Source organism: uncultured Psychrobacter sp. (genome assembly GCF_947500265.1).
Classification (GTDB): Bacteria; Pseudomonadota; Gammaproteobacteria; order Pseudomonadales; family Moraxellaceae; genus Psychrobacter.
Genome location: NZ_CANMRN010000010.1, coordinates 18,730 through 32,563 on the forward strand (window position 1 = coordinate 18,730; position 13,834 = coordinate 32,563).

12 protein-coding genes and 1 riboswitch are annotated in these 13,834 nt (G+C 43.8%); of the genes, 7 read left to right on the top strand and 5 right to left on the bottom strand.

Going from position 1 to position 13,834, the window contains the following annotated elements:
- Positions 1-110 precede the first annotated feature (110 nt).
- Positions 111-713, top strand: a complete 603-nt coding sequence (locus Q0788_RS12480) for a DUF2799 domain-containing protein (protein ID WP_298811171.1) — start codon at positions 111-113, stop codon at positions 711-713.
- A 77-nt stretch (positions 714-790) separates the two neighbouring features.
- Positions 791-2,179 (top strand): oxygenase MpaB family protein, encoded by a 1,389-nt coding sequence (locus Q0788_RS12485; protein WP_298811173.1) that lies wholly within the window; start codon positions 791-793, stop codon positions 2,177-2,179.
- Positions 2,180-2,311: 132 nt separating this feature from the next.
- Here Q0788_RS12485 and Q0788_RS12490 read toward each other — a convergent pair whose 3' ends face one another.
- Complete coding sequence (locus tag Q0788_RS12490; RefSeq protein ID WP_298811174.1) at positions 2,312-3,046, bottom strand: CoA pyrophosphatase; 735 nt, start codon at positions 3,044-3,046, stop codon at positions 2,312-2,314.
- 536 nt (positions 3,047-3,582) lie between these two features.
- Here Q0788_RS12490 and Q0788_RS12495 point away from each other — a divergent pair.
- On the top strand, positions 3,583-4,146 hold the full coding sequence (locus Q0788_RS12495; protein ID WP_102091805.1) for an NUDIX hydrolase: 564 nt from the start codon (positions 3,583-3,585) through the stop codon (positions 4,144-4,146).
- 82 nt (positions 4,147-4,228) lie between these two features.
- On the opposite strand, the gene Q0788_RS12500 is transcribed toward Q0788_RS12495, so the two are convergent.
- The gene (locus Q0788_RS12500; protein WP_298811181.1) at positions 4,229-7,309 is read right to left on the bottom strand and encodes an insulinase family protein; all 3,081 of its coding nucleotides are present in this window, start codon (positions 7,307-7,309) and stop codon (positions 4,229-4,231) included.
- Positions 7,310-7,601: 292 nt separating this feature from the next.
- Between Q0788_RS12500 and Q0788_RS12505 the strand changes: the two genes are divergently transcribed.
- The gene (locus Q0788_RS12505; protein ID WP_298811182.1) at positions 7,602-8,063 is read left to right on the top strand and encodes a universal stress protein; all 462 of its coding nucleotides are present in this window, start codon (positions 7,602-7,604) and stop codon (positions 8,061-8,063) included.
- Positions 8,064-8,162: 99 nt separating this feature from the next.
- Entirely contained in the window at positions 8,163-8,624 is a 462-nt protein-coding gene (locus Q0788_RS12510) for a universal stress protein (RefSeq protein WP_057761630.1), read from the top strand.
- A gap of 110 nt (positions 8,625-8,734) precedes the next feature.
- On the opposite strand, the gene Q0788_RS12515 is transcribed toward Q0788_RS12510, so the two are convergent.
- Complete coding sequence (locus Q0788_RS12515; protein WP_298811183.1) at positions 8,735-9,670, bottom strand: LysR substrate-binding domain-containing protein; 936 nt, start codon at positions 9,668-9,670, stop codon at positions 8,735-8,737.
- Positions 9,671-9,891: 221 nt separating this feature from the next.
- On the opposite strand from Q0788_RS12515, the gene Q0788_RS12520 reads away from it, so the two are divergent.
- Positions 9,892-11,016: a YeiH family putative sulfate export transporter gene (locus Q0788_RS12520; protein ID WP_298811184.1), complete on the top strand. Its 1,125-nt coding sequence runs from the start codon at positions 9,892-9,894 to the stop codon at positions 11,014-11,016.
- 302 nt (positions 11,017-11,318) lie between these two features.
- Here Q0788_RS12520 and Q0788_RS12525 read toward each other — a convergent pair whose 3' ends face one another.
- Positions 11,319-11,528, bottom strand: coding sequence for a cold-shock protein (locus Q0788_RS12525; RefSeq protein ID WP_045453470.1), 210 nt, complete (start codon positions 11,526-11,528; stop codon positions 11,319-11,321).
- Positions 11,529-11,771: 243 nt separating this feature from the next.
- Positions 11,772-12,194, bottom strand: a complete 423-nt coding sequence (locus tag Q0788_RS12530; RefSeq protein WP_298811185.1) for a YbaN family protein — start codon at positions 12,192-12,194, stop codon at positions 11,772-11,774.
- Between the two features lie 441 nt (positions 12,195-12,635).
- Positions 12,636-12,752, top strand: a riboswitch (TPP riboswitch).
- Positions 12,753-12,923: 171 nt separating this feature from the next.
- Between Q0788_RS12530 and Q0788_RS12535 the strand changes: the two genes are divergently transcribed.
- Entirely contained in the window at positions 12,924-13,820 is an 897-nt protein-coding gene (locus Q0788_RS12535; protein ID WP_298811187.1) for an ABC transporter substrate-binding protein, read from the top strand.
- Positions 13,821-13,834 lie beyond the last annotated feature (14 nt).

The following is a 13,834-nucleotide window of genomic DNA, read 5'->3' on the forward strand; positions in this document are numbered from 1 at the left end:
CGTTATCGAGATATCTACAAGTGACCTAGTAATCAATGACAAGACTACATAACGTGATTGATTGCATCATTTATTTGTGTTCACAGTTATCATAGCTATCGGAGCTAACCATGTACCGACCTATACACCGCGTTGTACGTCAACTGGCATTAGGGTTATCTGTGTTCGGTAGTATTTATCTGCTAGCAGGCTGTGCAACACTCTCCAAGCAAGAATGTCTCGTCGGTGACTGGCAGGCTATCGGCTATAACGATGGCGTGGCAGGTTATCATTCAGACCGCTTAGCCTCTCATACAAAAGCTTGTGCCAAAGCTAGCGTCGCACCTGACTACCAAGCATGGGAGCGCGGTCGTAAACTTGGTCTGCAACAGTACTGCACCATCAATAATGCCTATAACATTGGCAGACGTGGTCGTCAGTTAAACAATGTTTGTCCAATTGCTATGGCTAATACATTGCAAACGGCTAATCAAAAAGGGCTAGATTATTACGCCTTAGACAGTCAGTTAGACAAAGACAATCGCCTCTTAGATACTTATCAATCAGAATTCGATAAGCTAGAAAATGGTGAAATGCTAGACTTTTCTAATGAAAAAGAAGCCCGTGCACGGCTGCTATCTCTATCTGATGAGATTCGTGATACTAAATGCCGTATCCGAACAACACAGCAGCAATTAGATTCATGGAACCAATCCAGTAATTTTTATGAATGATTGTGATGCGAAGCTATCTCAATGTAAGTTTTACGTTCTAAGGCATGTCCTCACTCTGAAAATGGTACTTGATAACTATGGATAAGAAAATCATCAATACGGCAAGTACTGCAACTGACAAACCTGACTTTCAATCATCGAATGCTCAATCATCGAATGCTTATCAGCGTCATGGACGTACCACTGCTATTGATGACCATAGCGATTTGCAGGTTTTAAAACGCATTAAACGTTATCTATTACCAAAAGACTTTACGATCTCGCCTGCTCTACTTGATGAGATCGTGGCAGGTTATGATATTGGCGATCCACTCGCAGACGCGTTAGCCGCTCAGAACATAAAATTTGCAAAACCTCTACAGCACAATATTCTAGTCGATAGTTCAAATAATAATTCTGCAAGCAATTATCTTGTAAACAAGGACCTTGCAACCAACCCATTATTTAGTGCACTCACTGAGCAATTTAGCAGCCATCCTGACTGGTTCGACCCAGAACTTGCCCAGATAGGTGCGGTTGCCTATCGGCGCTATCCACTCATGCTCATTTGGCTACTGCGTAATGTTGCTCTGATGGCTGGCTATAGCATCCCTGCCCTATCACTGCCGCTCATTCAGACAGGTGCACTGATGCACGATGCGCTACCTCGATTGATGCGTACTTATGCTTATATCTTGGCCGTGTCTGAACACCCCTCATCTAATGTGAGTACACGCAATCAAAATAAACCTGTTGATCAAGTGTTAGCTATTGGCTCTGAGGGCTGGCGACAATCGATCCAAGTACGTCAGATACATACCTTGGTACGGCAAAACTTATTAAAAGGTAAAGGCAATGCTGCCACAGGCGTGATACCAAACGCCGAGCAACATCATAACCTTGACGGTAGTTGGAATACCGACTACTGGGGCATCCCTATCAATCAAACCGATATGATTGCCACCCACTTACAGTTCTCATTACTGATTATGCGCGGTCTACGATTGCTGGGCGCACGTATTAGCACAGAAGAAGCTGAAGGTATCTTACATCTATGGAGTCTTGCCAGTTATTGGATGGGTGTTGATTTAGAGCGCTTACCAAAAGATGAAGCGGCATGCTGGGAATGGCTCTATACCTACCTATCGATTCAGCAGCTAGATTTTAAGATGGGACAGCCATTGGCAAAAGCATTGCATGATTTGCCGCGTCAGCTAATGGGTGAAGACAATCGCCGTGGACGTTTTGTCGAAATGGTCAACGCGAGTGTCACTCGGACTTTGGTCGGTGATGATATAGGCGATGGTCTGGACTTACCAAAGTCAAAGATACGCTTTGGCGTGTTATCTTCTGTACCGATTCTTTTTGCGCTCGATACTGCACGGCAGCATAATTCGTCCGTTGCTCATAAGCTAGAAGCATTCCGTGCCAAACGCCAAGACAATATGAACTGGTGGCTGAAAAAGAACGATGATTATTATAAATAGATGATTATAGTCATCCCACTATAAAAGCATTACTGTGTTAACCTCGTTTGAAGTATCACATATACATCTACACTCGGTTGCCTTGTACTACTTTTAAATTGAATCGACTATATTATTAATAGATGACATTTATCAGCGTTTGTTTTCGACGCGGTAATACCACTCTAGCTGTCGATCAAATCCTGTTTCTAATAGGTTGGCAATTACCCGTCCTGTTAGCCCCCATACTGTCTCACCATCGACCTGCCAGCTCGGCGTCAGTATGGTAGCCATTTGCTCTTGCATCTTATACTCAATTTCATACTCTACCGTTGGTTGAGTGACTAACGATTCTAAATCTGCCCAAAAGATACGTGATATTTCTCCCGCTTCAGGTACGAGTACTAGACCAGGAGCGATGAGTGCCACGATTGGGCGTACGCTCATACCACTTTTTGAAGTTTGGATGGGTAGCTGACCAAGCAACTGGACTTTATTGGGCGGTAGCGCTGTTTCTTCACAGGCTTCACGCAATGCGGTAACGACATTATTGCCATCGCCTACCTCGTACTTACCCCCGGCACAGGAGACCTCCCCCGCATGACTGTTCATATGGGCAGCGCGGCGTGTTAATAATAATTTAGGTCTGCGCTCATGAGTAATAGCGACCAGTATTGATGCATCGGCAATCGGTGTCTGATATAGGCTGTCTAAAACGCGGCTACTATAAGAGGTGTTATGAGCCTCGTACATCGCCGGACTTGTCAGCGCATTTAAGGTCTCATGTTGCACTCGTTCGGCTAATTGACGAAGCGTCGGATGACGAATAAAAGTAGGTACAGCAACTGACAGGTTATCGAAGCTTATAGCCTGCGGTGGGAATAACATTATAATTACCCTATATTTTTATCGTTATTAAGCGGTATCAACAGCATCTGTCTTGTTTTCTATTAAAATTGCGACTAATAAATAGAATCAATAATCTATTTATTGTTCTCGGCCACGCGACTTGTCAGCGGCTTTAGTATCAATAATTATTGAACACTCACTAGACTAGCGCAATATAATAGTGGCTGCATGCTATTTATGTGACTGATTCATTGCTTATCAATGCTCAATAACGGCCTTGTTGACCAATAACAGTAAGCCTATCTGTGAAATGATGCGTTACTGTTATCGTGATTCTGTCCGTCGATAATATGTGCTATCTTAAGACGATAGCTGCTCTTTAGAATAATATCTTAAGTCAGGTACGTTTAAATTAGGTTTATCGTCAGGTTCACTCAGTTTACTGCTTGTGGTACTTACCTTACCGTCCTTGTATCTAACTTATCTCGAAACGATGACAGCAGCACTTCAGAATATAGGTCTTATAACCTATAAAAAACATCATACACAATAACTTTTATAACAAGGTAGTTGATATGCGCTATTGCCTCCAATGCGGTCATGAAGCAGAACGAAAAATCCCACCTACGGACAATATGCCGCGTTTGGTATGCCCCAATTGCCACTATATCCACTACGAAAACCCAAAAGTTATCTGTGGCTCGCTGGTGGTACATGAAAATAGAGTACTACTCTGCCGCCGTGCCATTGAGCCACAATATGGGCTATGGACGATACCTGCAGGTTTTATGGAAAATGGCGAAACCATGGCTGAAGGCGCAGCACGCGAGAGCTACGAAGAAGCTGATGCCATCGTACTGAATCCGCATCTATACTGCATTTATGACTTACCAGATATTGGGCAGATCTACTCTATCTATCTGGCCGATCTAAAAGATGGCGCGTATGGTATCGGCTCAGAAAGTCTCGACTGTGCACTGTTTAGCGAAGAAGATATTCCATGGGATACACTGGCGTTTGAAGCCATTCGCCGTACTTTAAAAAGCTACTTTGCTGATCGTAAGCAGTATAACGAATTGTCAGAATTTCCGATTCATCAGGATAAAATTGGCAAAGATTTGAGTATCAAGCGATATTAGTCAATTACCTAACCGCAAAAAGCCAAGCATGATGCTTGGCTTTTTTGTGCTTAACTTTTAATCAAAAACAAACCTAATTGTCTTAGCTCTTTATTCTACAAACCTCAAAGCCTAGGCCTTTTACTGCCTCTTCTTTGTCGTAAGGCGCTAGCACTGCACGTACATGCTTTTGACCTTGCAGATATTGCTTGGCAACGCGCTGCAAATCAGCGACCGTTACGGCCAATATTGACGCACGCATTTTGCGCTGCCAGTCAACACCGCGATGATGCAGATTTGCAAAGCAGGCTTTGATTGCTTCACCTGCAGGAGAGCCCGGCTTATCCATACCTGAAATAATACCTAAGATAGCTTCTTCCAATTGCTCATCAGTTTGTGGCTCGTTTAATAGCCATTCGATACTGGCGTCAAAGTGAGCAAAGGTCTCAGCGCACTGTGGATCACGATAGCTAAAGAACTTAAAAGCACAAGCGTTGGCATCGTAACCTGCACCGCCGCCATAGGCACCGCCGCGCTCACGAATCGCACTGTGCAAATAGCCGTTACGTAAGTAAGGCGCTAATACCATTAGTGCAGCGGTATCAGGGTGGTCAGCAGCAGGTACAGTATAAGCACTGGCATTGTGATAGACGTTGGTTGGCACTAACCACGCTAAATCTGCAACATCTAACACGTCGTTTTTAACATCGTCGCCATTCTCTAACGTCTTACCCGCATCAGTGGCACCATTTAACGCAGTATCTAGTTGCAGGTTTGCAAATTCGCTTGGGATATTTGCTACTGCGTTCGTTAAATCATTAGAAGCGGTCGTCGCTTGGCTGTCTTTCCAGCTATCAACGATTAAACTGCTTAAACGTTCGGTTTGCTCTGCTTCACAGATAATAACGGCATGCTTAGGCAAGCTGATGAGACGTTGATGTAAATCCATCAAGCTGGTAGCCAATTGATCCCACTGGGCATCATCTGTACTAGCATGTGCTAAGAAATCTTTAAGTGCGTTCAATGCTGGTAGGCCGCTGCGCACATATTCCAACTGCGCTTGGCGACTCATACCACGACTAGCCGTTTGCATCGCATATGAATGACCAGATCCTGCTAGGTTTGACTGCCAACCGGCTTGACGCTGTTGCAAAATTTCTTTGATACGGTCATGCTCAGAAAAGATACTGTGCTCCATCACTTCCTTGAGCAAATCAATCGCTTCAGGCTTACGATTTAGCGCACGCGTTGCCACGACAAAATAACTGCTAATCGCTTGGCTATCATCGACGTTGGTACGTTGGCTGATACGTGCAGTCACACCAGAAGAATGCGCTGCCTGCTTGGCTTGCATCTCATGAGCGCTAAGCGAGTCCGTACCCAGCTCAGACAGTAGACTTAAATAAATAGGCAACAATGGATGATTAATCACATCATTGACTGGTAGCTCATCTGCGCTCGCATTACCGATTGCTTCAGTGAGCGGGACAATCACTTGATAGTAATAAATGCCATTGGTGCCCGCTTCATACTCAAATAGCGTGCTGTCTTGCCCGCTCAAACGCACCTGCTTTTGCGTGCCTTCTTTAAAGCTGATATCCGTTGGTACGTCTTCTAGACCTACTTTTGGCAATAAGCTCAAATCATCTGGCGCGGCTTGACGTGCAGCCAAATCTAAGGCTTGTTGCTTTAAAATAGCTTTATCATCAGCAGTCAAATCCATCGCGATAGTATCCAAACGAGTCTGCTCAGCTGCTGCCAAACGGGCTGTTTTTTCGCTATCAGGGGTCATCGTTACGCGTACGCGATGCTGATTATTCAATAGATGCGTTTTAATCAAGTTCGGTAGCCACTGTGGATCGACGACTTGCTCACGTAGCCACTGTAGATGCTCGTCTACTTCCCAAACGTCGATAGGATTGCCATCATGAATGGCGGTACTAAAGCCCTCTAGCATAAGGTTTAGACCATAAGGAATACTATCGCCGCCGATGTGACGCTGATCAATTTCAATCTGATGCAGAATGGTTTCGATTGTCTCATCATCAACTGGTGAATTGGCTACTTCGGTCAGCAAGTCAATAATGCCCTGCTCGACTGCTTCGGCATGTTCAGGGTTAGAACCTCGTAGACCCGTATAAAAGACCATTTCATAATGGCTGTCATCAAGACCCAATAGTGGACTTGGCGCTTTACCTAGTGGATGGCTATCAAGATAAGCACGCAATGGCGAGCCTGCATGTTCAATCAATACGCCCTCTAACAAACGTAACGCTAAGCGCTGCTTAGGATCGGTAATCGATGGGAGCAACCAAGCAACCACGTGATGCGTCTGATCTGGGCCCGCTTCGTCAGCAGTATAAGTATCAACTGCACTGATTGGCGCAGACAAACGCTGCTCTGGACGCGATACATGCTTTTTGCCTGCTTCAAATTGAATCAAAGCATCTTCGTGTATTTTCGCTTGCGTCTCGGCAACAGGAATATTACCGAAGCTCATGATGACACTGTTTGACGGATGATAATGGCTTTGATGAAACTCGGTCAGCTCAGTATGCGTCAAGTCAGGAATATCGGCAGGATCACCGCCTGAATTATAATGATAGGTTGTTGTTGGGAACAGATGATGAGCAACCGTATGATATAGCTGATCAATCTCGCCACTCATCGCACCTTTCATTTCATTAAAAACGATACCTTTAAACTGCGGCTTATCATTTTCGTCAAGCTCTACGCGAATGCCTTCTTGAGCAAAATCGAGCGGATGGATATTGGGGAAAAACGAAGCGTCTAGATAGACAGCGAGCAAGTTAAAATAGTCGTTTTTGTTTTGCGTCGCATACGGATAGGCCGTCCAATCAGCTGCGGTCATCGCATTCATAAACGTGTTTAATGAACGTTTAATCATTGAAAAGAACGGATCACGTACTGGGAACTTGTTCGAACCACACAATGCCACGTGCTCTAAGATGTGCGCCTCGCCTTTTGAATCCATTGGCTGGGTGCGAAAACCGACCAAAAACGCATTTTCATCACTTGGGTGTGCCAGATGATAATGCATCGCTCCTGTTTTTACATGCTGACTGATCAGCACATCCATCGATAGCGCCTCAATATGGCGATGCTCAATCAGCTCAAATGCTGGATGCAAGGTTAAATCAGCAGTAAATGGCGTGTCCGTCATAGTTATCCTTATCGCTTATCATGCGTATAGTGCCCTGACTGTCAGGGAAAATAGAGTAATAAATTGGCTAAAAAAGAGTTGGCTTAGCGCTATTAGTGGGGCTGCGACATGGATAAGTCAAGGCAACAGTCACGCAATAATCCACCACATAATCTACGCGGCTATCAACTTTAGCTATCAGAGCCTTAAAGTTACAAATTTATAAATATCCACAATTTTATTATGGATTTATCGCTTAACAAAGGTGATTTGCACTGCTACTATAAAGTTAATGACTAACTAGGAGTATCTTATGAGCTACCAACACGTTTTACTGGTCACTGACTTACTATCCGATGCGGACAAAGTGGCGCTAAAAACCAAGCGTATCCTCGCAGGCTCTCCTGAAGCCAGACTGTCTGTCTTGCATATAGTCAAAGATGACATGGTGCGCTTCGGCTATGAGCTTGTGCCTGCCTCTAGCCTCTCGGGTGATGTCGATAGTGAGAAGTGGCAAGAAGCACGGGCTAAGCTGGCGCAATTTTTGGCACGTAACGAGCTAGAAGCAATCAACTCTGAGGTCACCGCTGCCATCTCTAATAGCAAAGGTATCATTAATTACTGCCGTGAAAAAGACGTCGACTTACTTATCATTGGACGCCATGAGCGCCATGGTATTGCCGCTTGGCTGGTAGGAGCCACTGCCGACAGTATCTTGCCAAATGTGCCTTGCGACAGCTTAGTGGTGAAGCTTGATCAGCCTGTCTTGGAATAATTGGTATCGCTCTCATCCGCTGCCAAAGACGACAAGCTTTACTTAACAGCGCCCTAGAGTAGTGCTATAGTAAATACTATCTGACATGAGGAAGACGCTATGAGTTACGAACATATTTTACTGGTCACCGACTTACTCTCTGATGCAGATATAGTCGCACAAAAGGCCAAGCGCATCGTCGAAAACCGTCCAGGCTCTAAGCTATCTGTTTTGCATATTGTCAAAGACACCATGGTTGGCTTCGGCTATGAGCTGGTGCCCGCCTCTAGCCTATACGATGAGATTGATGATGAACGCTGCCAAGAAGCACGCGCAAAGCTGGCACAATTCCTTGAACGCAATCAGCTAAATGCAGCAACGTCAGAAGTCACGACTGCTATTTCTAGCAGTGAAGGTATCGTCAGCTACTGTCATAAACACGATGTCGATCTGTTGGTCATCGGTCGTCATAAGCGTACCGGTATCGCTGCATGGATAAGTGGCGCAACTGCGGATAATATCTTGCCCAATGTACCTTGCGACAGCTTTGTAGTGAGATTGGACAAACCTGTTTCAGCATAAAATATGCTTTGATTGTCTTATGTGATATGAAGCATATCCTAAACAGAAAAGCGCAGCGTAACTTTTAACGCTGCGCTTTTTTATGGCTAATAATTTAAAAATTATTTCAATCAGTCCTGTTGAATGATATCTATAAAGGTTTGCCAAATGGGGCCTTGGTGACGGGCTTTATGCCAGACCAGCCACCATGTCCTCGATAAATCAATTCCCGCCACGTTCACTTGTACCAATTCCCCTGTCGAGAGTTCCGTCTCAATCACATGCTGCGATAGACAACCAAGACCAATATCTGCACTCACCATATGTTTAATGGCCTCAGACTGATGTATCGCCTTGACCACTTCTGCATTGGGTAGATACTTAAGCAATTGCTCGTCGATAATTTGCCGTGTTCCTGACCCTGCCTCACGTACCAGTAACGGTAATTGCGCTAGCTGATTAATGGTCAGCTGATAGCAGTCCTCGTCTTCGCTATAGGTAGCTATACCCTTTAGCCACTTGCTATCACGCTTGGCAAATATCATTAGCGTATCGGTACGCCATTCGCGCTGCTCAATGGCTTTCATATCTACCGGACGCGGCATCCCTTCTACTAGTGCGATATCAATATTTAGTTGCTCAACCTCGCTAACTACCTCTTGGGTATTGGCAATATACATATCAACATTAGCATCGGGTAGCGCCTCATACAGCTTACCAAGTAAAGATGGCAGCACATAATTGCCGATAGTGGTACTAGCACCGATGTGAATCTGTCCTGCTTGATATTGATGATAATGCTCAAGCGTGAGCGACTGACCCAAGATAGCCTGTGCCTGTATGTAAATGGGATGGGCATTAGGGTGTTGATTAAGCCTGCGACCGACGCGCTCAAATAGCGGCATCTGTAGTCTAGACTCTAACTCTGTCAGTGCGCTACTGACCGCTGATTGTGATAAATGCAGCTCCTCACTGGCACGACTGGTGCTACCTGTCTGATAAATACTGACAAAAACAGCAAGCTGCTTAAGCGTAATCTTTGGCACTGTCTGCACAGATTTTTTCATGATATTGATAATACCTTATGTCAGTTTTTAGCCTGTCTTATTTGCTATATGTGTCTTTTTTTGCTGCTCATGCGCGGTATATTTATTTCTATAATAAATACTAACCTAAAAAATCGATAGTTTATATCTTATTAATCTGTTTTTATTATAAATATAGCAGGCATATACTGTCTATTCATAAGCTTATGCTTATCTTAATATAAGTAATAGGATGCCGCGTCATGCACACACTCGTCCAATCAGTTAGCAACTCCGTTCATAACTATACCCCTAATCACCGTCACTTGGCGGGATTGGTAGTCGTTATGATTGGTAGTTTGTTTTGCTTATGGTTGGACAGCAGTTTGGATATCTGGTCAAACGGGCGTATCGTTGGATTGTCCTCTTTAACGCTAGCAATTTTGCTAGGTATGATCTTAGGTAATACTATCTATCCCAAATTCACTGAACGTTTAAACGGCGGCGTTTGCTTTGCCAAGGGTCAGATACTGCGACTTGCAATTATGTTTTATGGGTTTAAGCTAACCATGACGCAAGTTGCGAGCGTCGGTATGCCAGCGATTATGACGGATGCACTGGTACTGACATCAACTTTTTTGCTGACCTATTGGTTAGGTACTAGGTGGTTAAAAGTCGATAAAGAAACGGTCATTTTGATTGGCTCAGGGGCAAGTATTTGCGGTGCTGCTGCCGTCATTGCCGCAGAGCCTGTGGTCAACGCGCAAGCTCATAAAGTCACTATCGCCGTGGCAACTGTGGTGGTGTTCGGCACTATCGCGATGCTACTTTATCCTTTTCTATATCATCTTGGTTGGTTACAGCCTTGGCTCAGCGCCCAACAATACGGCATGTACACTGGCTCAACCGTCCATGAAGTAGCACAAGTCGTGGTCGCAGGCAATGCAATCAATACCGAGATTGGCGATACCGCTGTCGTAACCAAGATGATACGCGTCATGATGCTCGCGCCTTTCCTGCTTGTATTATCGTTTGCGCTTACCAAAGATCGCACCGTAAATAATACCGCTATAGAAGATAAAAGCAGTAAAAACGAGACAGCGTCATTTATGACTCGTGTCAAACAAGTCAAAGTGCCATGGTTTGCGTTTATTTTTATCGGCATTGTGTTGATACATACTTGGGTGCCAATATCTGAGAATATCGTACGCAATATGGTTATGCTAGATGATGTACTACTTACGATGGCTATGTTTGCATTAGGTTTGACCACGCATCTAAGTGCGATCAAGCAAGCTGGCGTTAGACCGCTTATCTTGGGTGCTATTATGTTTGGTTGGTTAATACTGGGTGGTGGTCTGATTAATATCGGTATTAGCTTTATATAATAAGCTAAATATTCATTCTTAACAGCTGATGTCACTGCATAATATAAAAGGCCTCCAACTATTTATAGTCGGAGGCCTTTTTGAATCTTTTATTTGGTCTAATATGATTAGTTAAAACCTTTAATCTTGGACTAGTACTGACTTTAATACCATTGTCTTAAATACCAATCTCTTAAATACCAATCTCTTAAGTACTAATGCTCTAAACACTAATGCTCTGAATACCGAAACACAGACGAAAAAAAACGAACCCGAAGGTTCGCTTTTCTACATCTATTCATCTATCTGTCTATAAAGACAAATTAGATAGCAACGATGTTATGTGCTTGTGGGCCTTTTTGGCCTTGAGTTACAGTGAACTCAACTTCTTGGCCTTCAGCCAAAGTTTTGAAACCTGAACCAGTGATTTCGCTGTAATGAGCAAAAACGTCTGCGCCAGTTTCTGGAGCGATAAAACCAAAGCCTTTAGCTTCGTTGAACCACTTAACTGTACCTTTTTGAACGTCTGACATAGTATAATCCTACTTTTAAATTTATTAATGGTCTAGTGACCGGTAACGCTTGCAAATAGCTACTGAACGATAAATATTAAAACGAAGGATTATAACTAATACTACGAGGTAATGATTTGGTGCAGAACTGCTCTTAAGCTTGGGCGTATTATAAGGGGTACATCCCAGTATCGCAAGTCTTATCTCATGTTTCGTGTAACCAGAGCCGTTTATTGACCGATTTTGGCACAAATTGCAACGGATTTAGGCATTTGGTAAACGGAACAAATATATCGCTACCCCACTACAGACAGCGGCTACCGCCCATGCCATCCACATCATATCGGCAGGCAAACGATAAAATAACATAATTGTCGATGCTGCCATCATAACCGTTGCTAAACACTTAGCATAAAGCGGAACGGCATGATTCTCCTCCCAGTCACGGACGAATTTACCAAAGTATTTATGATTAATCAGCCAAAAATGAAAGCGTCGAGAACTACGTGCCCAGCAACCTGCTGCTAGCAAGATAAAAGGCGCAGTAGGCATCACTGGCAACAATATACCGATAATACCTAAAATAAAAAACAGCCAACCAAGCGTCACAAAGGTCCAACGCAGCATTGGGCTTTTGGATTGATCGGTCTTAGGTCGGTAATAGAACGCTTTTTTATTATCGGTCATATAAGTTGTCGGTCGTGTAAGTTGTCAATTATGCCAAATGTCGATTGTCGATTGTCGATTGTCGATTGTCTAGAGTAGCGCCTATCATATAAGCAGCGGCATAGAAGGCTAATCATGCAATATCGCCTGTCTGCGCACAAGACTATTTATATAAGGTTTTTGCTATTGATAGGTATGTTTGGTTAGTAATTGGGTAAGTACTAATAATAAATGCTGCACTCTTTTATTAATACGTCGCTAAAAATAACTATCAGTAGCCGTGTTAAACAACAGCTATCATAAAGAGCGGTTAATGAACATCAGTCATCACCTGCCATCGTCATTCCCGATACGCTTGCATCCCATCTTGTAAGTCGTCTATGATGACGCAGTAGCTATCGATAATAGCCATTCACAGTACGGATTCATTAGCAGTACTGATCAAAAACAATGCAATACCAATCAATCTTGTCGGGGTGCTTTGATTTGACGCTGTAGACACAGCCCACATCATCGCTGAGACACACCCGTGAACCTGAAGCAGTTAGCACTGACGTAGGAAACAAGCGTGACATACCCTTAGAGGTCTATAAATAAGCGCAGTCTATAGATGATGTACTGGTGATAACTATATTAAACGCCGAGCATTTGATAGTTAGCATCGAGACTTTACCTTTCTTATTTGGCCTTTCTTGTTTTACTTTAATAGTATCAGTCTGATTGTTTTCCATACCTAAAAAGGAAACAACCATGCAGCCGACCACCAAACTTACTCTGACCCTCGAATGGTTTTTAAACCCTGATCATCTGCCCTTTATCGCTGGTGTGACCACGGGCGCATATGAGCAAGCAGGGCTTGATATCACCATTATCGAGCCAGATGACCATTATGATGGTTTTGCGGAATTACAGAACCAAAGTATCGATCTGCATGTCAATGAGCCTATCCATCTGTTTGAGCATTACGCGCCCAACCTGCGCGCGCTGGGCTGCTTTTTTGAGACCGATGGTGGCATATTGATGCAACAGTCCAGCATGGATAAGCTCAAAAACAATCAGCCTATTCGCATCTGCACCCCTGCCGCTGAAGAAAAAACCAATCGTATTGGCTTTGAGATATTGGCGCGCTATGCCAAGAAAAATGGCTTTAGTATCAGCCGTGATAATGTGAGCTTTGTACAAAAAGACTTTTATCATATAAAGAACCTGCAAGAAGACTCAAGCCTAGATGGCGCATGGCTATGCTTTTATAATTTTGAAGGCGTTGAAGCGACTCATGAAGGGTTGAACTTTGAATTTATCGATCAGCATTTGTCACCTTATCCGAACTTTTCAGCGTTAGAGATTCTGACGACAGATGAGATCTATAGCGCGAAAAAGGACGCGATAGATACCTTTATCCAAGTGACCAACCAGATGACAGAACTGTGCAAAAACGAGCCAGAGACTGCTCATCGTATGTATTATGACTATAGTAAAACCGAGGCCGATGCGTTGATGGATGCGATCATTGATAATACGCTGGGCAGATTGATTACGCCGATCAAGCCTGATGCAAATAAGTGGCAAGAGCTGCGTGAGATGCTAGCAGAGATCGATATCGTGACCTTGACTGATGAGCAGTATCAATCGCTGTGGGAACTGTAGAGAATTTAGAAATA